Origin of the sequence: Chromohalobacter sarecensis (assembly GCF_023061135.1) — a bacterium.
Classification (GTDB): Bacteria; Pseudomonadota; Gammaproteobacteria; order Pseudomonadales; family Halomonadaceae; genus Chromohalobacter; species Chromohalobacter sarecensis.
This window is the reverse complement of record NZ_JAKGAN010000005.1, coordinates 285,924-304,489: the sequence shown is the minus strand read 5'-3', so window position 1 is coordinate 304,489 and position 18,566 is coordinate 285,924. Positions and strand designations below refer to the sequence as shown.

The window sequence follows — 18,566 nt, the reverse complement described above, 5'->3', positions numbered from 1 at the left end:
CGAGAAAGCCACCCGAAGGTTTGAATTTCTCAAGCAAGTCAGCCACTTGCGCCACTCTCCACCGCTGGCCACGAAGTCCGTCGCCGGCAGCGGATGCGTACTTTAAGGCCCACACGGACTGAACGCAAGGGGATCATTTAAAAATAGTCGCCCACCATTCATGTGACAACGCTTTCGACAGTACGAGGACGACTGACCTCGTTGAGCAAGTCGAGAATCGAGCGATAAGGAATCCCGGCATGGTGACTCAGTCCCATCTCGCAGGTCCGCGAGTTGGAATACCCCACCTCGCACCCATTGACGGCATCTGCCAGGCCGCGCAACGCGGCGGCGCTCAACTCCGGCGTGGTAAACCCCTTGTCCCCCGCGAATCCGCAGCAGGCGATCTCCGCCGGCACCACGACGTCATCGGCACATGCTTCTGCCAGCGCCACGAACTTGTCACTCAGCCCCATGCGCACACTCGAGCAGGTGACATGCAGGGCGATGCGCGCATGTTTCGGCGTGACCGCCAGGCGCGCCAATAGGTAGTCGTGCGCAAACGCGACCGGCTCCTGAATCGTCAAACGCGTATCGAGACGTTCCACCATGCGTTGTGTACAGGGGCTGGTATCGCACAGCACGGGGTAGCGACCGTTCTGGGAGGCCAATAGCAACTCGCGGTTGAGCTCGCGCGCCTTGTGATCCGCCTCGTCGAAATAGCCCCGAGACTGAAACGCCATGCCACAGCAAAGATGCCCGATCATCGCCGGAATGACGACCTCGTAACCGGCCTTCTCGAGCAGCGCCAGAGTCGTGCGTGTCACGGCATCACCCTCATCATCGCCGCGCGAGGTACCGAAAACCCGCGTGGCGCACGCCGGTAGATAGACGACCTTGTCGCGTTTGCTGGCAGCCGGCTTTCCCGCCCGACGCTCCAAGATACGTACCGGCGCAGGCGCGGGTAGCGAGGGAATCCACTGCGGCAGACGCTCACCGCTGAGTCGACGCGCGCCCCGCGTCAAGCCGCCCATCGCCGCACTGCCCAACACGCCATGAGCTGTATCCGCGAGACGCAACGCACCGCGCCCGATGCGGGTGGTGCCGGAAAAGTGACGTCCGACCAGACGCGCCGTACCGCCTCGCTCGACGACTCGACGATGGCGCCACTCACGCACGAGATCACCGGTATTGATGCCTACCGGACATTGCGTGGCGCACAAGCCGTCGGCGGCACAGGTATCGATTCCCTGATATTGATAGGCCTCACGTAGCGTCTTCAGACGCGCTGTCGACGCTGGCGTTTCCATACTTTCGAGGCGTGACATCTCACGCTGGATCACGATGCGCTGGCGCGGCGTCAGGGTCAGCTCGCGGGACGGACAGACCGGCTCACAGAACCCACACTCGATACACTTATCCACAATGGGATCGGCCGCCGGCAGCGGCTTGAGGTTGTGGAGATGTAGCTCGGCGTCGCGACTCAGAATGACATCCGGGTTGAGCAGATTCTCGGCATCGAAGAGTGCTTTGATCTGCCACATCAAGGCATACGCCTCGGCGCCCCACTCACGTTCGACGAAGGGCGCCATATTACGTCCCGTGCCATGTTCCGCCTTGAGCGAGCCTCCATATTCGTCGGCCACCAGGGTCGCCACGTCATCCATCAGGTCGGCATAACGCTGAACCTCGGCAGGCGTCTCGAAGCCCTGGGGGAAAACGAAGTGCAGATTGCCTTCCAGCGCGTGACCGAAAAGGATGGCGTCGTCATAACCATGGCGTCGGAATGTCTCGGTCAGTGCCGCCACGCCTGTCTCGAGGTGCTCGAGAGGAAAAGCGACATCTTCGATGATGACCGTGGTACCCACGTCGCGTACCGCACCCACGGCGGGGAACAACCCCTTGCGCACCTTCCAGTACCGCGCATAGAGCTCAGGGTCGCGCGTGAAGCCCAATGGTTCCAAGGTCTTGAGCCCTTCGAGCGCCGCATGTACGGCGTCGATGCGCGCCTCCAGTGCGCTCTCCTCCTCGTCACGCACATCGATGAGCAAGGCAGTCGCATCGGCGGGCAACGCCTCGAGACCTGCCGGCATGCCCGGCGCCCCCTCCACGGCACGCAGCGCGGCACGATCCATCAGCTCGACCGCCGAGACCGGCGCCGACTTGAGTGCCAGCGTCGCCCGGCATGCCGTCGCCATGTCCGGAAAAAGCGCCAGCGCTGCGGTCTTTAGCGGCGCGTCCGGCACGGTGTCGTAGGTGATGGCGCTGATGAAACCCAGCGTGCCCTCGGAGCCGATCATCAGATGCGCGAGAATATCGCAGCCATCCTCGAAATCGATCAGGCTATTGAGCGCGTAACCGGTCGTATTCTTGAGCCGATACTTGTGGCGGATGCGCTCGGCCAGCGGCGTATTCACCCGCGTCTCGCGCCCCAGCGCCTCCAGTGCTTCGAGCAACTCGCCGTGCGAGGCACGAAACGCTGAGCGACTCGCCGTATCGCCGGTATCCAAAAGCGTACCGTCGGCCAGGATGACGCGCATATCGCGGAGCGTGCGGTAACTATTCTGTGCCGTACCGCAGCACATACCCGAGGCATTGTTGGCGGCGATCCCGCCGATCATGCAGCTATTGATCGAGGCCGGATCGGGGCCGATCTTGCGGCCATAAGGGGCCAGCAGTTGATTGGCACGCGCACCGATAATGCCGGGCTGCAAGCGAATCGCCCGCCCCTCGTCGAGAACCCGGTAATCCCGCCAGCCCTGGTTGAGCTGAATGAGCACCGAGTCGGTCACCGCCTGCCCGGAGAGCGACGTCCCCGCCGTGCGGAATGTCACCGGCAAACGGCGATGACGGCATTCAGCCAGCACGCCCATCAACTCTTCTTCGTTATCGGGACGCACGACCAGTTGCGGGATGAGGCGATAGAAACTGGCATCGCTACCGTAGGCGAGTAGTCGCAGCGGATCGTCGATCAGCTTGTGTGCGGACAATCTGTCACGCAGCGCCTCGACCAGCTCTTTGTAGGGCGTTGTCATCGCGGTGTCCGCTCTTCAGGCGGACGCAGTGCATCGAACTCGGTGAGGGCCTCCCGGAGTTCGTCTAGACCACGCACCTGGGTCGCCGTCATGCCCAGCTCGCGGGCGGCATCGACGCACTCGGGATTATCGTCGAAGAAACGCACCTGGTCGGGTGCTACGTCGAGCGCCCGACAGACGAATTCGAAGGCCTCGGGATCGGGCTTGCGCGCGCCGATCTCATGCGAGGCGAACGCCTTCTCGAAGGGCGCATCGAGACGGTAGTCATCGATCAGCCGCCGCCAGTGAACGGGGTTGGTGTTGCTGAGTATAGCGCGACGGTAGGCGGGACGGATGCGCTCGACCAGTGCCATGGCGCCTGCGTAGGGACCACGCATCCAGTCGTCGAACACTGCCAGGAACGCCTCCGGCGTCATATCCAGCTCGAGTGCCTCGAGCGCCGCCTGGGCAAAGCGCGTACCATCGTCTCCGCCGGTTTCGAACGGCGTGATCGCTTCAAAGCCCATCCAGAAGCGCCGGGCCTGCTCGGTATCGAAACGCCCCTGAGTCAGCTCCACTAGCCCGGATGTGCCACGCCAGTCGACCAGCACTCCGCCAGCATCGAACAGCAACACCGTTGCATCGGTCATTTGTCTCTCCCCGCTCATATCGGTCGCCCTTCAGCATGGCGCACGATCATCATCCGCTCAATCCGCGCCATGGGTTGCAGAAGGCACCAGCGAATCCGCCCCAAGCTCGGCGATGGAACGCGCCCCGGTCAGCGTCATCGCGACCCGCATCTCCTTTTCGAACAGCTCGAGCAGGTGGGTAACCCCCGCCTCCCCGGCGGTGGCGAGGGCATAGATGAAGGCACGCCCCAACAACACAGTATCGGCACCCAGGGCGATCATGCGCACGACGTCCAGCCCATTGCGCACGCCGGAATCGGCGAGGATGGCCAGATCGCCTTTGACCGCATCGGCAATGGCCGGTAAGGCACTCGCGGTAGAAGGCACACCGTCGAGCTGACGACCGCCGTGGTTGGACACGACGATACCATCCGCACCGAAGCGGACCGCATCGCGGGCGTCTTCAGGGTCGAGTATCCCCTTGATGATCATCGGGCCATCCCAGAATTCGCGAATCCACTCCAGATCCTTCCAGGAAATGGCGGGATCGAAATTGTTGCCGAGCCAGGCGATATAATCCTCGAGCCCCGTCGGCTGTCCGCGATAGTCCGAGACATTACCCAGATCATGCGGGCGACCATGAAGGCCGACATCCCAAGCCCAGGAAGGGTGCGTCACGGCCTGCAGCATTCGCCGCGCCGCCGCGTTCTTGCCGCTCATGCCGGAATGGGCATCGCGATAGCGCGCGCCCGGCACGGGCATGTCGACCGTAAAGACCAGCGTCTTGACGCCGGCGGCCTTGGCGCGCTCCAGCACATGCTTCATGAAGCCCCTATCCTTCAGCACGTAGAGCTGGAACCAGAGAGGGCGATCGATGGCCGAGGCCACCTCGTCGATGGGGCACACCGATACCGTCGATAGCGTGAATGGTATGCCTTTCCCGGCGGCCGCACGCGCCGCCTGTACCTCGCCTCGCCGGGCGTACATGCCCGCCAGCCCCACGGGCGCCAGGGCAACCGGCATGGACATGGATTCGCCGAATAGCTCGGTCTCCAGCGACAAGGTGGACATATCCTTCAGCACGCGCTGACGCAATGCGATACCGGCAAGGTCCTCGACGTTATGCCGCAGCGTATGCTCGGTATAGGATCCGCCATCCGCGTAGTGAAATAGAAAGGGCGGAATACGTCGCTTGGCGGCTTGGCGGTAGTCCGTGGAGGCTGAAATGATCATGGCGAACCCTGTGCAAGTGATGCGCTAAGCATTGTCTGAAAACTGCCTGCGCTCGGCCATACTGCGTTAAAAATCAGCTCGGGCGCGAGTCCGATCAAAATGCTCATTTACACCCCGTAAACTCGCGTGCGAGCCCAGTCCGCTTTTTCGCTGATTTTTGCCTTGTCTGACCTTCGCTCGTCGACTTTTCAGACAGTGCCTAACGTTGGATGGGCATCGAAGAGTCGTGCCGAACGCTCGGAGAGTGATAACAACAAAAGGGGTTAAGACATAGGCGGACGAGGATATGGAAACGGCATCTCGCCATGTGTCCTTATTGGTTTTACCAATTTACAAAACTGTACTAATCGACTCTATGAGCGGGCGCTGAAGAGTGTCAACAAAGAACCCATCGATTGCATGGAAATGGCTTTAAACTTTAGTCAAATCCTTAATGCCAGACACTCGAACGAAGGCTGGAGTAGCGCGAACAGATTGCGTAAAATTGGTCATACCATTTATTAGCTGGCTTCATGCCCGTCATCATCCACCGAGTAACAAGCGACGCCCATGGCTCCACAGCACCTCAGACAACCGCGTCTCGCCGACGTCATCACCGAGCGGCTCGAGGCCATGCTGCTCGAAGGCAGCCTGAAGCCCGGGGAGAAACTGCCTCCCGAGCGTGAACTGGCGGAGCACTTCGGTGTTTCGCGTCCTTCCCTGCGCGAGGCCATCCAGAAGCTCGCTGCACGCGGCCTGCTCACCAGCCGCCAGGGCGGTGGCACCTTCGTTTCCGAGCAGCTCAGCAACAGCTATAGCGATCCGCTCCTGGAAATGCTCACGCGGCACGGTGAGTTCAATCTCGATTTACTCGAATTCCGCGACGCCCTGGAAGGCATCTCGGCCTATTACGCCGCCTTGCGCTCCACGCCCGCCGACAAGGCCATGCTGCAAACGCGCTTCGAGGAACTCGAGGCCAGTTATCGGCATCCTGATCGCAGCAGCGATCCCATGCGCGAGGCTCGTGCCGACGCGGCTTTTCATCTAGCCATCGCCGAGGCAGGCCACAACGTCCTGCTGCTACACACCATGCGTGGCCTGTTTCATCTGCTGGAAAAAAGCATCGTCGCCAACCTGGCCCACCTGTTCGAAAAGCCGGACTCCCGCGACCGCCTCATGGACCAGCATCGTGCGCTGTTCGAGAGTATCCTCGCCGGCAACGCCGACGAAGCACAAGCACGCGCCCACGAACATCTGGCCTTCGTCGAGAACGGACTCCTCGAACTCGAACGTGCCGAGACACGCGCCCAGCGTCGCTCCCAGGGATTACCCGAATCGCCTACTTGAAGTCGCCCCGTCAGACACGCCAGATCACAACCAGGGCGCCACACCGCGACTCACCAATTCCAGCAACGTGGCCCAGGGCGGCAGCCACGGCGCCAGAGCAATGCCCAACAGCAGCCACAGAACGGCGTTGCCAGGTTCGCGATAATCGAAGAGTTTGAAGGCGGTACCGAAGGAACGTTTGAGCCGTGAACCAACCAGGTCGACGCTGTACAACTCGTCGAGCAACAGATGGATCAACGCCCCTCCGCTCAATGCCAGGCCCTGGATCCAGGCCATCGGTGCCGGCTGATCCAGCAGATGAAAACTCATCGCCGCCGTGCCCATGCCGCAAAGAAAACTCGCCAGCAACGAATGCCAGATGCCGCGATGCACCGTGAAGCGCTTGAAGATCGCGCCAGCCAAGTAGCGTACGCCGAGATATAAACCGCCACATGCCAGCACCAATGGCCCCGGCGCCAGGCGCGATTGCAGCCATAGCGCGCCGGCGATCACTGCGAGGACGGCCAACAGAGTAAAGATCAGACGAATGGCATACGAATGATCGGAGTCGATATCGGGCAGGATGCCGCCAAACGCCGTCAATACTGCCAGGGGCCAGCCCTCGTTGAAGCTCCAGAGGCTTGCCTGCCAGCCGGCATAGGCCGCCAACGCGCCGCCGCCCAGGGCAACGCCGAAATGTGTGCGAAAGTTGGCCATGGCCCGCCCGAGACGCCCTCGACAATACTGGATGAAAAACCAGATTATGGGGCTTCATGACGAGACAAAACAATGCGTTAAGCGAGAAAATACCGCCTCGGGTAAGCCTGGCACTCCTGGCGTGTCATTATACGGGTGGCTGAGCCAAGTACTCGTCCTTGAGTTTCACGTAATTCCCCGCCGTATAGGTGAAGAACGCACGCTCGGCCTCCTTGAGCGCCCTGAGCGGCTTCGCGGGATTGCCCGCATAGACGTATCCACTTTCCAGGTGCTTGCCCGGCGTTACCAATGCGCCGGCGGCGATGATCACCTCGTCCTCGACGACGACGCCGTCCATGACCGTGGCGCCCATGCCCACCAGCACGCGGCTACCGATGGTGCAACCATGCAGCAGCGCCTTGTGGCCCACCGTCACATCGTCGCCGAGCGTCAACGGATAGCCCTCGGGGTTGTAATCGCTGGCATGGGTAATGTGCAACACGCTGCCATCCTGAATGCTGCACCGCGCGCCGATACGGATACGATGCATATCGCCACGAATCACGGTCATCGGCCATACCGAGCAGTCATCACCCAAAGTGACATCGCCCAGCACGACACACATGGGGTCGATATAGACCCGCGCCCCCAGACGCGGCGTCGTTCCTTTGAACGTCCGTAGTGTCATCCACTCTCTCCTTTATTCAATGCGTGGTGGCCAAACAACTCACGATCGGCGGGCATCACCATAGCGCCGACAACAGCACGATAACGACCAAAGGGATCGACACGTAACGCACCAACCCACGCCACAGCCGAAATCCGCCAGGCCCTGCATCCAGCGCCCGCATGGCCGTGCTCGCCGGCATGACCCAGGCAGCGAAGATAGCGATCAACAACCCGCCGATGGGCAGAAAGAACTCCAGTGGCACGGTCGTCACCAGCTCGAAGAAATTCATGCCCGCCAGCCATGTCACCTCCGACAGACTCGAGAATGAGAACACTGACAGCAAGCCGACCAACCACACCAAGGAGCCGATCAACGCCGCCGCCTTGCCACGCTTGAGACCGGCATCGGTGAAGATCGCCACCAACGGCTCGGCCAGGTTGATCGACGAGGTCCAAGTCGCCAGCAGCAACAACAGGAAGAAAACGCTCAGCCACAACGGCCCGCCCGGCAGGTCCGAGAAGGCGATGGGCAGGGTCACGAACATCAATCCCGGCCCCTCGGCAGGATCCATCCCCTGAGAGAACACCACCGAGAAAATCGCGATCCCCGCCAGCAGCGCCACAGCGACATCCATTACCGCCACCGCCACCACGGCGCGCGGCAAGCTCTGGTGATCGGGCATATAAGCCCCATAGGCCATCAGCGCGCAGGCGCCTACCGCCAGGGTAAAGAAGGCGTGGCCCATGGCATTGAGCACCACGCTCAAGGTGATTGCCTCGAGATCGGGCGTGAACAGCCACGCCATCGCGGTGCCGAAACCGTCAGTGGTCACGGCATAACCGACCAGCACCACCAGCAGAATGTAGAGTAGCGGCATCAAGAGGTTATTGAGCCGTTCCAGGCCACCGGAAATACCCGCAGCAACTACCGACATGGTCAGCAATATGAACAACGTATGGTTGAACGTCATGCGCAGCGGATCGGCGAGGAACGCATCGAAACTGGCGCCGATCTCGTCCGGCGTGCGGCCGCTGAAGTTGCCGTTGACCGACTCGATCAGATACTCGATCGACCATCCCGAGACCACCGAATAGAACGATAGAATGAAGAACACCGTCACCGCGCCGAACAGCCCCAGCCAGCGCCAATGCGGCGACACCCCCGCCTGACGCGCCAGATGCGCCAGGGCATGTATCGGCCCGCGTCGTCCGGCACGCCCCACGAGGATCTCGGCCATCATGATCGGCAGTCCCAGGACCAGCACGAACACCACATATAGCAACAGGAATGCCGCCCCGCCGTTTTCGCCCGTCATGTAGGGAAAGCGCCAGATATTGCCCAGGCCCACAGCCGCCCCGGTCACCGCGAGAATGAAAGCACGTCGCGACCCCCAGCGTTCCAGCGTTTCACTCATGGCGTTGTACCCTTGATTATGATCTGGCGCCCCACACGGCGCCACAAGCGCCAAGCCTAGCAGGCGCGCGGTTGGCGGCCAATTGCGCCGACATTGAAAGCAGCCGGGCCCACCCCCATTTATGCTTCATCCACACGTTCATATCGAGGTGCCCATGTCACGCAACCCCTTGCTCGAATCGCATGCCCTACCGCCGTTCGATGACATCCAGCCCGAGCATGTGGTGCCGGCTATCGAGCAGCTTCTGGCGGAGAATCGCCGTGACATCGAGGCCCTCGCCAACCAGACGCAAGTCAGTTGGGAAAACCTCGCAGCGCCGCTCGAGGCCCTCAACGACCGCCTCTCGCAGGCCTGGTCGCCGGTGTCGCACCTCAATTCCACCATGAACAACGACGCGCTGCGCGACGCCTATCAAGCGTGTCTCGCCATGCTTTCCGACTACAATACTTGGCTGGGCCAGCATCAAGGCCTCTTCGACGCCTTCACGCGCCTCAAGGAAAGCGACGAGTACGCCCGCCTCGAGGAAGGTCAGCAACGCTCCATCGACAATACCCTGCGTGATTTCCGCCTCGCCGGTGTCGATCTAGCCGAGGACAAGAAGCACCGCTACGGCGAGATTCAGGCGCGCTTGTCGGAACTGGCCAACACCTTCTCCAACCATGTGCTCGACGCCACCCAGGCATGGCACAAGGATTTGCCCGACGACTCGCGTCTGGCCGGTCTGCCGGAAAGCGCACTGGCCACGCTCAAGGCCAACGCCGAGGCCAAGGGCGTCGAGGGGTATCGCATCACGCTCGACTTCCCGAGCTTCTTCCCAGTGCTTTCCTTCGCCGACGACCGCGCGTTACGCGAAGAAGTCTATACCGCCTTCGTGACCCGCGCCTCGGACAAGGGCCCGGATGCCGGTCGCTTCGACAACGCGCCGATCATCGAGGAAAGCTTACGGTTGCGCCGCGAGCTGGCCGAACTGCTCGGGTTTGCCACCTATGCCGATTATTCACTGGCCACCAAGATGGCCGACTCGCCCGAACAGGTGCTGGGCTTCCTCGACGATCTGGCCGAACGCGCGCACCCCCAGGCCCAGCGCGAATTCAACGAACTCGAAGCCTTCGCCCATGAATCGCTGGGGCTCGAATCGCTCGCGCCCTGGGATGTCGGCTACGCCAGCGAGAAGCTCCGCGAAGCGCGCTACGCCATCTCGCAAGAACAGCTGCGCCCCTATTTCCCGGCCCCCAAGGTCATCGAGGGGCTGTTCCGGGTGACCGGCACGCTCTACGGCATCCGCTTCGCCGAGCGCGACGACGTGCCGCGTTATCATTCGGACGTGCGCTATTTCGAGATTCTCGACGGCGACACACCGATCGCCGGCTTCTATCTCGATCTGTACGCCCGCGAGGGCAAGCGCGGCGGCGCCTGGATGGACGAGTGCCGCGTACGCCGCACCCGCGAGGACGGCAGCCTGCAATTGCCGGTCGCCTACCTGACCTGCAACTTCACGCGCCCCGTGGGCGGCAAACCGGCGCTACTCACCCATGACGAGGTGCTGACGCTGTTCCACGAGTTCGGCCACGGCCTGCATCACATGCTGACACGCCAGACCGTCGCCGATGTCTCCGGCATCAATGGCGTCGCCTGGGACGCGGTCGAGCTCCCCAGCCAGTTCATGGAGAACTTCTGCTGGGAGCGCGAGGGGCTGGACATGATCGCCGCGCATGTCGATACCGGCGAGAAACTGCCCGACGCCCTGCTCGACAAGTTGCAAGCCGCGCGCAACTTCCAGTCGGCCATGGGCATGACGCGCCAACTCGAGTTGTCACTGTTCGACTTCCGCCTGCACCATGAACTCGAAGCACCCGATGCCGGCCAGATCCAGTCCCTGCTCGACGACGTGCGTGACAAGACCACCGTCACGCCTCGTGTCGATTTCAACCGTTTCCAGAACGGCTTCGGACACATCTTCGCCGGCGGCTACGCGGCAGGCTATTACAGCTACAAGTGGGCGGAGGTGCTCTCGGCGGATGCCTATAGCGCCTTCGAAGACGCCGGCATCTTCGATGCCGCGACGGGCAAGCGTTTCCGTCAGGAAATTCTCGAGCGCGGTGGTTCGCGCGACGCCGCCGTGCTGTTCAGCGCCTTTCGCGGCCGCGCGCCCAGCATCGAAGCGCTGCTTCGCCACTCCGGCATCGAGAATGCCGACGCGGCCTGATACCGTCTTTTGCAATTACGCTTTTGCAATTCTTTCCAACCGGGCCACGTGCCCGGTTGCCATCGTGAGAGGACTCCAAGATGACGGCCACCCCCAAGCGTTTCATCGCCGGCGCCATCTGCCCGCGCTGCGCGGCCATGGATCGCATCCGTGCCTGGGAGCAGAACGGCATCCGCTATCGCGAATGCGTGTCCTGCGATTACCTGGAGCAACTGGCCATCGATGAGAATGGCTTCGCCGAAGACATCGCCACGCGCGTCAACCAGCCACGCGAGGACGACACGGCCGACGACATCCAGACCGTGCGTCTGATCGATCCGAGTGATGGCAAGACACACTGAATCCCGGACCACGCCGCACCGCCACGGTATAAAGCAAGACGCATGAAAAAGGCTCCCGCTGGGGAGCCTTTTCGTTACCTGCCATCGCCTAAAGCGCGATCAATCGGACAAGGTGCCGCACGCGACGCGTTTGCCGCCACCGCCCAGCTTGGGCTCGTCGGAGTAGTTGTCGCCATCGGCATGAATCATCAAGGCGCGGCCATCCAGATCGGAGGCTTCAAGACGCGGTGCCAACACCGGCGTCGTGGCGTTGCCGTCTTTATCGACCATCAACACCGGCAAATCGCCGAGATGTCCGTCCGCATAGGGCCCTTGGTGCGTGCCCGTGTCTTCGGGGTCGTAATGACCGCCCGCGGCGCCGCCCGGCACCGTTTCACCATCTTGCTCCGACGGTTGGCAACTCGGATTCATGTGCACGTGAAAGCCGTGCATACCCGGTTCGAGATCCGAGAGATCTGGTGTCAGCAACAGGCCGTGATCGGTGTCCTCGAGAGTCACGCTGCCCATGCTGTCGCCAGTGCCCTGGGCATTGACCTGATGCATCTCGATATCATGTTCCGCTGCCTGGGCACTTCCCAGCATCAACAGGGCACTGCCGATACCGAGCGCAATACGAGGGGTACGTAGCATGCCTTTCTCCTATCCATGGGTGAGACGTCTACTCTTCCCAGGCTAGACGAAGAGCACACCAGACGCCAACCATCAGCCATCGCAACGCAGGTTATCGAGTACTCGCAGCGCCGGCGTCGCCTGGTTAAGCGTATAGAAGTGCAGCCCCGGCGCCCCGCCATCGAGCAGGCGCTGACAAAGATTCGATACCACCTCCTCGCCGAAGGCCTGGATGCTTTCGCTATCGTCGCCGTAGGCCTCGAGCTGCTTGCGGATCCAGCGCGGGATGTCCGCCCCGCAGGCGTCCGAGAACCGCGCCAGCTTGGTGTAATTGCTGATCGGCATGATGCCCGGCACGATCGGCGCCTCGACCCCCAACGCGCGGGCCCGCTCGAGGAAATGGAAATAGGCGTCGGCGCTGAAGAAGTACTGCGTGATGGCGAGATCGGCACCCGCCCGCATCTTGCGCACGAAATTTTGCAGATCGTGCTCGTAACTGGGCGCCTGGGGATGTGCCTCGGGATACGCCGCCACGGCGATCTGGAAATGATCGCCGGTTTCCTCACGGATGAACTCGACCAGCTCGTTGGCGTAACGCAACTCGCCCATGCCCCCCATGCCCGAGGGCAGGTCGCCACGCAGCGCGACCAGGTTGGTGATGCCCGCCTCACGGAAACTCGCCAGGCGCTCGCGCAATTCGCCCTTGTCGCTGCCGATGCAGGACAGGTGCGGCGCGGTATCGATGCCGCACTGGCGTACCGTCTTGACGGTCTCGAAGGTTCGCGCCTGGGTCGAGCCGCCGGCGCCGTAGGTCACCGAGAAGAAACGCGGACGCCGCTCGGCGAGCGTGTCACGCACGCCTTTCAGCTTTTCCCGCCCCGCCTCGGTATTGGGCGGAAAGAATTCGAAGCTGATCCCCAGCGGATGTTCGCGAGTACTCATCGATGCAACCCTCTTCATGACATGGCGTGACCGACATCGGGTCACGTTCGTATTCGATGCCGCGCATTCTGCCGATCCCCGTCTGCGCTGACCAATGAAAGTTTCGCGGCTCGGCATTAATCCGGGTCATGGTGTCCGATGCCCCGCTGCCGGCGTCTCAGGGATGCGTCGAGGATGTCACCTGGCAATCGCCGCCCGTCAGACACGCCTCACCTTCGACTTGCATCGTGGCATGGCTGATCCCGAAGCGTTCCTGCAAGCGCGCATAGGCGGCCTTGAGCATCGCCTGGTGCGACATGTCATCGCGCACTACCAGATGCAGACTCAGCAACGGATCCTGCGGTGTGAGTCCCCAGACATGCAGATCATGCACACTCACGACACCCTCGATCTCTTCCAGCGCCGTGCGAATCTTGTCGACATCGACGCCTTCCGGGGTGCCTTCGAGCAGGGTATGGGTCGAGCGGCGCAGAATTTTCCAGGCGGCGCGCAGGATCAAGGCCGCGGCCAGTACGGAAAGCAACGGATCGATGGGCATCCATCCGGTCAGCATGATCACCAGTGAAGCCGCAATCGCCGCCACCGACCCCAGCAAATCGCCCATCACATGCAACAGCGCCCCACGCAGGTTGAGGTTCTCCTGATCGCCGCCATGCAGGATCTTGAACACCACGAGATTTATCAACAAGCCGAGAATCGCGATGACCATCATCGGCCCAGCCAGCACGTCCACCGGCTGGGTGAAACGTTCGATGGCAGCGATGAATATCCATACCGCAATGCCCAACAGCGTCAGTCCATTGATGAAGGCCGCCAGCACCTGGAAGCGTTGATAGCCGAACGTACGCCGCTTATCCGGCGCCTTGTCGCCCATGTAGAAGGCAAACAACGCCAGCCCTAGCGAAAAGCTGTCGCTGAACATGTGCCCGGCATCGGCCAGCAGCGCCAATGATCCCGACACCCAACCGCCGATCGCCTCCGCCAGCATAAAGCCGGCGGTCAGGTACATGGCCAGCTTGACGCGCCTGGCGCTATCGGCGGTGACCGTGGGCGCGTGGTCGTGGTCGTGGTCGTGGTCGTGGTCGTGGTCGTGGTCGTGGTCGTGGTCGTGGTCGTGATGATCATGCGCCGCATGATCGTGATCGGAAGACGAATATCCCATACCGTCGTGCCTCTGGCTAACTTTCCACCAGTGTAATGTCTGGAGTGGACTTCAGGGTCAATCCGTCGATCCTTTGCCGCGTCGCGGCGCACGTAACCAGCCACTGCCGATGAGCATGCCCAGCGTGATCAGGGCCGCCGCCAATACCAGCCAAGCCGTCGCCGAGGCATAGCCGGTGGCGATCAGCACCAAGGTGGACAACAGCGGCGTGAAATAGGCCAGCAACCCCAGCAAGCGCAGGTCGCCATGTTTCACACCCACGTCCCACGTAAAGAAGGCGCTGCCCACCGGACCGAGCCCCAGGCCGATCACGCCCAGCCACTCGATGCCCTGCGGCCAGCGCGCGGGCTCGAACAACCAGTGACATAACGCCGCCAGTATCGCCGTCGCCAGGCAAAAGCCCCCCACGGCCGCCGTGGGCACCGCGCGATTGGCGCGCGAAAGTACCGAATAGCCACTCCACAGGAAGGCACAGGCAAACGCCGCGACATACCCCAAGGTGCTACCCGAGGCGCTGACATCACCGCCCACCAGCAAGGCGGCGCCCACGAAGCCCAACAACGCCCCCACGACGTGGCGCGCACGCAGTCGCTCGCCGGGCAGCAGCGCCACGAACAACACGATCAAAAGCGGCCACAGATAGCTGATCAATCCGGCATTGGCCGGCGGTGCATTCTGCTGGGCGACGAAGTACAGGGCGTGGTAACCGAAGAGTCCGCCGACACCCAGCGCCCAGACACGCGGCGGCTGACGCAGCGGTGCGCGCAGCGACTCGCCACGCACACGCAGCCAGACCATGAAGCACACGAAGGCCAGACCGAACGCCAGCGCAGTGAGCAGAAACGGCGGCACGGGGCCTGCCAATTGCGTCAACGCCGCCAACAAGGCCCAGTTGAGCACAGTGGTGGCGCCGATCAGCGTGGCCCGACGAGACGCGGAATCCTCGATCGACATGATGACTCCCCTTGCAGATGCGAACGTCCGTCCAGGTTGCCACGCGTGCGGCACACAAACTTGTAGAATCCTGACCCCGGGGCTGCCCAACAAGTCGCATAACGGGCATCATGTAGGCTCATCATCAGGAAGTGTGCATGTCCCAAGTCGATCTTTCACAACCGCTGTGGATGCTGCTGATCTTCGTGGCACTGGGCTGGCTCTGCGCGCGGCGTCTCGTCGTCGACCCGCGCCCCATCGCCACGCTATTGATCTATCTCATCGCGCCGCTGACGTTCTTTCGCGGACTCTATCTGGGCGAGCCCTCACCCGCCTTGCTGGGTCTGACGGCGGGCATGTTCGCACTAGCCAGCGTTCTGTGTCTGGCGACTCACGCCATCGTGCGGCGTTACTTCGCCCCACAGGAAGCCGCGCTGCTGGCGTTTTCCGCCGGCACCGGCAACACCGGCTACTTCGGGCTACCCCTCGCCATGGCGCTGCTCCCGCCGGAAGGCGTCGCCGCTTACCTGTTCTGTTTGCTGGGCGTCACGCTGTTCGAATTCAGCGTGGGGTTTTACATCAGCGCCCGGGGGCAATTCTCGGTCCGCGAGAGCCTCGGCAAAATCGTCCGCCTGCCGTTGCTCTACGCCTTTCTGGCAGCGCTGGTCGCCTCGCGTCTGCCCTGGTCGGTGCCCGGCGCCGTGATCGAAGGACTCGACTACTTCCGCGCCAGCTATACCGTGCTTGGCATGATGATCATCGGCATGACGCTGGGCGGCGTCTCGATGCGCGCGTTCGATGTCCGCTTTCTGGGTGCCAGCATCGCCGCGCGCTACGTGATGTGGCCCTTGGTGATGCTGGGCCTCGTGCTCGCTCTGCAAACGACAATAGGCATCTCGTCGACGCTGGCCGGTGCACTGCTATTGCTCGGTGTGGTGCCCATGGCGGCCAATGTCGTGGTCATCGCCATGGAACTGAACATCCGTCCCGCCAAGGGCGCCATCGCGGTGCTGCTGACGACCGTGGCGGCGCCGCTGATCATTCCGCCTTATCTCGGTATTCTCTGGCGGATCGCCGGACTCGGTTAACGAGCCGGCTACCGTTAATCTGCCGACTGGCGACATTGCCGCCACTCGCGGGGTGACAACGCATGACGGGCGCGGAAGGCGCGCGAAAAATGCGCGCTGTCGTGAAAGCCGCATGCCTGGGCGATCTCAGTGAGAGATCGATGGGGATCCTGCATCAGTGCACAGGCGCGCTGCAGGCGGCGCTCGATCAACCAGGCATATGGCGAGACACCCGTGAGGGCGCGAAAACGCCGCGCGAACGCCGCCTCCGTCATGTGGCAGCGCGCCGCCCAGTCACGCACACGCCAGGGCGCCGCCAGATCCGCCTCGACCTCCGGCAGCAAATGCAACAAGCGCAAGCGTGGCTCGGTATGCGTCGTGCGCCCCACGTCGAGCAGCGCATGCAGTCGCCTCGCGAGTACATCGGGGCGTGCGTCGACGAGCGCAGCGATATCCGCACGCACGGTCGGCGGCAAGCAGCGCGACGTGACATCGCCAAGCCCCACCGCTTCGCACCACGCGACGGGAAGGTCGAGCACCAGCGTGCGGTTGTGGCCCGGCGCCAGATAGTGGTGCTCGTTGCCACTGGCGATAGTGACGAGCCGCCCCGCATCCACGTGCGCGCCACGTCCGCCAGCTTCCAGTTCGACAACGCCTTCGAGCCCGATCAGCCATTGGTGGAAACCATGGCGATCGGTCAGCACCCGGTCCGGGTAGCGGCGTGTCTCGGCGGTAGGCAGCAAGCATTCATTCGACATGGCAACGGCTCGTCTCAATCGGCCAGGATCCAGCCGGCCGCGCCATAGACGCCGGCACCGACCAACGTGGCCAACCCCACATTAGGCGTCAAACGCTGCACCAGCAAAACCGCCGCCGTGCCCAGCGCCAAGCGTACCCCGCCGCGCCAGTGCGGCGCCTGCCACCATAGATCGCTCACCGAGAGAACGATCAACGCCGCGATGGCGGCAAGCCCCAACGCCCCGAGAAAGCGATTCAGCCTGCCTTCGCCACGCGCCAGGCGCGTCCCGGAAAGCAGCGGCAGGTAACGTATCAGAAAGGTGCCCACCCCCGCCGCGATCACGATGCCCCACCATGTCATGTCGTCGCCTCCTGAGAGCATTCGGCCCGGGGTCGACGACTACCCACCAGGGCGCCCGCCAGCATGCCGACCAGCATGGCCACATGCCCCGGCCACCACACCATTGCCAATAGCGTGACACCAGCCGCGACCGCCACCACCGGCCATCGTGCGCGACGCCACGCCTGCGCCAGCAAGGCCAGGAACAGCGCGGGCAGCACGAAGTCGAGTGCCTGTGCCACGTAGCCGCCATCGCTTGCCCACCCCGCCCCCACGCTGGCGCCCAGCGCCGTACCGCCGACCCAGGCCAGATAAGCGCCCGACGCCAGGCCCAGACACCACGCTGGCTCGAGAGGCCGCGACACCCCCTTGGCCATCGCCGTGGCGAAGACTTCATCGGTCAGCCCGAACGCCAGCCAGGGCGCCAGGCGACGCGGCAATGCCACGAGACGCGTCGCCAAGGCCGGGCCATAGAACAAATGGCGTAGGTTCATCATCAACACCGCTGATAACACTGTGAGCCCGCCACTGCCCGCCGCCATCATCGCCACCATCACGAACTGGCTGGCGCCGGCGAAGACCAGCAATGAAACGCCCACGGCCTGCCATGGCCTCAGCCCGGACTGCACGGCGATGACCCCGAACGAGAACGCAATCGGCGCATAGCCGGCCACCAGCGATAGGCTCTCGCGCAGGCCCCGGCCGGCCGCACGCCAGGGCGACGAGGTTGCCCGTTCGAACGTCATTGAGCCACCTCGTCATGTGGATACACGATGCTGACCACGAGTCGCGTAGTGTCCAGCAGGGCTTCATAGCGGTGCTCGACATCCGCCGCGAACGCGTGCTCTTCGCCCGGCCGACAAACGGCCAGCGCATGGAGCGCTCCCACCCGCAACGTGCCCTCGACCACCATGACATGCTCCCGCACGCCTCGCGGATGCGCCCGCGAGGTTTTTATCTCCCCCGGCGCCAGATGCATGAGATAGACCTCTACCCGAGGCGACTGTTGCCCGCGCACCATCAGTTGTACACCGCCACCACCGGGTTCGCTGACGGTCATACCCTCTTCGCCCTCGGCGAGCAGCTCGCTGAAAGCTACGCCCAGCGTATTGGCGAGTGTCCAGAGCGTTTCGATGGTGGGATTACCCTTGCCGGCCTCGAGCTGTGAGAGCGTCGACTTGCTGATCGCGGCACGCTCGGCCAGCGCGCTCAATGAATATCCCCGCGCCTCGCGAAGGCGGCGCACGTTAGCGACGATGACAGGACTCGGTGACGGCATGGTTTTGTT

Annotated in this window: 18 protein-coding genes; 4 read left to right on the top strand and 14 right to left on the bottom strand. The window is 62.8% G+C overall.

Annotated features, from left to right (window positions below; translation table 11 throughout):
• Positions 1–158: 158 nt before the first annotated feature.
• Genes L1071_RS10520 through lldD form a run of 3 tightly spaced genes read right to left on the bottom strand, consistent with a single transcriptional unit; the run spans position 159 to position 4,855 of the window.
• Positions 159–3,014, bottom strand: a complete 2,856-nt coding sequence (locus tag L1071_RS10520; protein ID WP_246974474.1) for an FAD-binding and (Fe-S)-binding domain-containing protein — start codon at positions 3,012–3,014, stop codon at positions 159–161.
• Positions 3,011–3,643 carry an HAD family hydrolase gene (locus L1071_RS10515; protein ID WP_246974472.1) on the bottom strand — a complete coding sequence of 211 codons (633 nt, stop codon included), beginning with the start codon at positions 3,641–3,643 and terminating at the stop codon, positions 3,011–3,013. Before L1071_RS10515 ends, L1071_RS10520 begins: the two co-directional genes overlap by 4 nt.
• 57 nt (positions 3,644–3,700) lie before the next feature.
• Positions 3,701–4,855 carry an FMN-dependent L-lactate dehydrogenase LldD gene (gene lldD / locus L1071_RS10510; protein ID WP_246974469.1) on the bottom strand — a complete coding sequence of 385 codons (1,155 nt, stop codon included), beginning with the start codon at positions 4,853–4,855 and terminating at the stop codon, positions 3,701–3,703.
• Between the two features lie 549 nt (positions 4,856–5,404).
• Between lldD and L1071_RS10505 the strand changes: the two genes are divergently transcribed.
• Positions 5,405–6,181: a GntR family transcriptional regulator gene (locus L1071_RS10505; protein ID WP_246974466.1), complete on the top strand. Its 777-nt coding sequence runs from the start codon at positions 5,405–5,407 to the stop codon at positions 6,179–6,181.
• A gap of 24 nt (positions 6,182–6,205) precedes the next feature.
• Here L1071_RS10505 and L1071_RS10500 read toward each other — a convergent pair whose 3' ends face one another.
• The 3 genes from L1071_RS10500 to L1071_RS10490 all read right to left on the bottom strand — a co-directional run bounded on the left by L1071_RS10500 (position 6,206) and on the right by L1071_RS10490 (position 8,940).
• Positions 6,206–6,877, bottom strand: a complete 672-nt coding sequence (locus L1071_RS10500; RefSeq protein WP_246898636.1) for a metal-dependent hydrolase — start codon at positions 6,875–6,877, stop codon at positions 6,206–6,208.
• A 127-nt stretch (positions 6,878–7,004) separates the two neighbouring features.
• Positions 7,005–7,544 carry a gamma carbonic anhydrase family protein gene (locus tag L1071_RS10495; protein ID WP_246898634.1) on the bottom strand — a complete coding sequence of 180 codons (540 nt, stop codon included), beginning with the start codon at positions 7,542–7,544 and terminating at the stop codon, positions 7,005–7,007.
• Between the two features lie 55 nt (positions 7,545–7,599).
• Positions 7,600–8,940: a sodium-dependent transporter gene (locus L1071_RS10490; protein WP_246974462.1), complete on the bottom strand. Its 1,341-nt coding sequence runs from the start codon at positions 8,938–8,940 to the stop codon at positions 7,600–7,602.
• Between the two features lie 154 nt (positions 8,941–9,094).
• Here L1071_RS10490 and prlC point away from each other — a divergent pair, with 154 nt between their 5' ends.
• Positions 9,095–11,146, top strand: coding sequence for an oligopeptidase A (prlC, locus tag L1071_RS10485; protein WP_246974459.1), 2,052 nt, complete (start codon positions 9,095–9,097; stop codon positions 11,144–11,146).
• 80 nt (positions 11,147–11,226) lie between these two features.
• Entirely contained in the window at positions 11,227–11,487 is a 261-nt protein-coding gene (locus tag L1071_RS10480) for a YheV family putative zinc ribbon protein (protein WP_246898630.1), read from the top strand.
• Positions 11,488–11,586: 99 nt separating this feature from the next.
• Here L1071_RS10480 and sodC read toward each other — a convergent pair whose 3' ends face one another.
• From sodC to yddG, 4 genes are all read right to left on the bottom strand, one after another.
• Positions 11,587–12,117 (bottom strand): superoxide dismutase [Cu-Zn] SodC, encoded by a 531-nt coding sequence (gene sodC / locus L1071_RS10475; RefSeq protein ID WP_246974456.1) that lies wholly within the window; start codon positions 12,115–12,117, stop codon positions 11,587–11,589.
• A 72-nt stretch (positions 12,118–12,189) separates the two neighbouring features.
• Complete coding sequence (metF, locus tag L1071_RS10470) at positions 12,190–13,038, bottom strand: methylenetetrahydrofolate reductase [NAD(P)H] (RefSeq protein WP_246974453.1); 849 nt, start codon at positions 13,036–13,038, stop codon at positions 12,190–12,192.
• Between the two features lie 157 nt (positions 13,039–13,195).
• Entirely contained in the window at positions 13,196–14,200 is a 1,005-nt protein-coding gene (locus L1071_RS10465) for a cation diffusion facilitator family transporter (protein ID WP_246974450.1), read from the bottom strand.
• Between the two features lie 57 nt (positions 14,201–14,257).
• Positions 14,258–15,154 carry an aromatic amino acid exporter YddG gene (gene yddG, locus L1071_RS10460; RefSeq protein WP_246974446.1) on the bottom strand — a complete coding sequence of 299 codons (897 nt, stop codon included), beginning with the start codon at positions 15,152–15,154 and terminating at the stop codon, positions 14,258–14,260.
• Positions 15,155–15,291: 137 nt separating this feature from the next.
• On the opposite strand from yddG, the gene L1071_RS10455 reads away from it, so the two are divergent.
• Positions 15,292–16,221 carry an AEC family transporter gene (locus tag L1071_RS10455; protein WP_246974445.1) on the top strand — a complete coding sequence of 310 codons (930 nt, stop codon included), beginning with the start codon at positions 15,292–15,294 and terminating at the stop codon, positions 16,219–16,221.
• A gap of 14 nt (positions 16,222–16,235) precedes the next feature.
• Here L1071_RS10455 and L1071_RS10450 read toward each other — a convergent pair whose 3' ends face one another.
• Genes L1071_RS10450 through L1071_RS10435 form a run of 4 tightly spaced genes read right to left on the bottom strand, consistent with a single transcriptional unit; the run spans position 16,236 to position 18,557 of the window.
• Entirely contained in the window at positions 16,236–16,958 is a 723-nt protein-coding gene (locus L1071_RS10450; protein WP_246974442.1) for a helix-turn-helix transcriptional regulator, read from the bottom strand.
• A gap of 14 nt (positions 16,959–16,972) precedes the next feature.
• Positions 16,973–17,299, bottom strand: a complete 327-nt coding sequence (locus L1071_RS10445) for an AzlD domain-containing protein (RefSeq protein ID WP_246974439.1) — start codon at positions 17,297–17,299, stop codon at positions 16,973–16,975.
• On the bottom strand, positions 17,296–18,024 hold the full coding sequence (locus L1071_RS10440; RefSeq protein ID WP_246974436.1) for an AzlC family ABC transporter permease: 729 nt from the start codon (positions 18,022–18,024) through the stop codon (positions 17,296–17,298). Before L1071_RS10440 ends, L1071_RS10445 begins: the two co-directional genes overlap by 4 nt.
• A complete protein-coding gene (locus tag L1071_RS10435) occupies positions 18,021–18,557 on the bottom strand; it encodes a helix-turn-helix domain-containing protein (protein WP_246974432.1) in 537 nt (178 codons plus the stop codon). The genes L1071_RS10440 and L1071_RS10435 overlap by 4 nt, the downstream gene beginning before the upstream one ends.
• Between the last annotated feature and the right edge of the window lie 9 nt (positions 18,558–18,566).

What these genes read in the sequence shown, in the direction of transcription:
- L1071_RS10465 (WP_246974450.1), bottom strand. Translation starts at nt 14,200, where the DNA reads ATGGGATATTCGTCTTCCGATCACGATCATGCGGCGCATGATCATCAC.
- L1071_RS10490 (WP_246974462.1), bottom strand. Translation starts at nt 8,940, where the DNA reads ATGAGTGAAACGCTGGAACGCTGGGGGTCGCGACGTGCTTTCATTCTC.
- sodC (WP_246974456.1), bottom strand. Translation starts at nt 12,117, where the DNA reads ATGCTACGTACCCCTCGTATTGCGCTCGGTATCGGCAGTGCCCTGTTG.
- L1071_RS10440 (WP_246974436.1), bottom strand. Translation starts at nt 18,024, where the DNA reads ATGACGTTCGAACGGGCAACCTCGTCGCCCTGGCGTGCGGCCGGCCGG.
- L1071_RS10495 (WP_246898634.1), bottom strand. Translation starts at nt 7,544, where the DNA reads ATGACACTACGGACGTTCAAAGGAACGACGCCGCGTCTGGGGGCGCGG.
- L1071_RS10520 (WP_246974474.1), bottom strand. Translation starts at nt 3,014, where the DNA reads ATGACAACGCCCTACAAAGAGCTGGTCGAGGCGCTGCGTGACAGATTG.
- lldD (WP_246974469.1), bottom strand. Translation starts at nt 4,855, where the DNA reads ATGATCATTTCAGCCTCCACGGACTACCGCCAAGCCGCCAAGCGACGT.
- L1071_RS10480 (WP_246898630.1), top strand. Translation starts at nt 11,227, where the DNA reads ATGACGGCCACCCCCAAGCGTTTCATCGCCGGCGCCATCTGCCCGCGC.
- L1071_RS10435 (WP_246974432.1), bottom strand. Translation starts at nt 18,557, where the DNA reads ATGCCGTCACCGAGTCCTGTCATCGTCGCTAACGTGCGCCGCCTTCGC.
- yddG (WP_246974446.1), bottom strand. Translation starts at nt 15,154, where the DNA reads ATGTCGATCGAGGATTCCGCGTCTCGTCGGGCCACGCTGATCGGCGCC.
- L1071_RS10515 (WP_246974472.1), bottom strand. Translation starts at nt 3,643, where the DNA reads ATGACCGATGCAACGGTGTTGCTGTTCGATGCTGGCGGAGTGCTGGTC.
- L1071_RS10445 (WP_246974439.1), bottom strand. Translation starts at nt 17,299, where the DNA reads ATGACATGGTGGGGCATCGTGATCGCGGCGGGGGTGGGCACCTTTCTG.
- L1071_RS10455 (WP_246974445.1), top strand. Translation starts at nt 15,292, where the DNA reads ATGTCCCAAGTCGATCTTTCACAACCGCTGTGGATGCTGCTGATCTTC.
- L1071_RS10450 (WP_246974442.1), bottom strand. Translation starts at nt 16,958, where the DNA reads ATGTCGAATGAATGCTTGCTGCCTACCGCCGAGACACGCCGCTACCCG.
- prlC (WP_246974459.1), top strand. Translation starts at nt 9,095, where the DNA reads ATGTCACGCAACCCCTTGCTCGAATCGCATGCCCTACCGCCGTTCGAT.
- L1071_RS10500 (WP_246898636.1), bottom strand. Translation starts at nt 6,877, where the DNA reads ATGGCCAACTTTCGCACACATTTCGGCGTTGCCCTGGGCGGCGGCGCG.
- metF (WP_246974453.1), bottom strand. Translation starts at nt 13,038, where the DNA reads ATGAGTACTCGCGAACATCCGCTGGGGATCAGCTTCGAATTCTTTCCG.
- L1071_RS10505 (WP_246974466.1), top strand. Translation starts at nt 5,405, where the DNA reads ATGGCTCCACAGCACCTCAGACAACCGCGTCTCGCCGACGTCATCACC.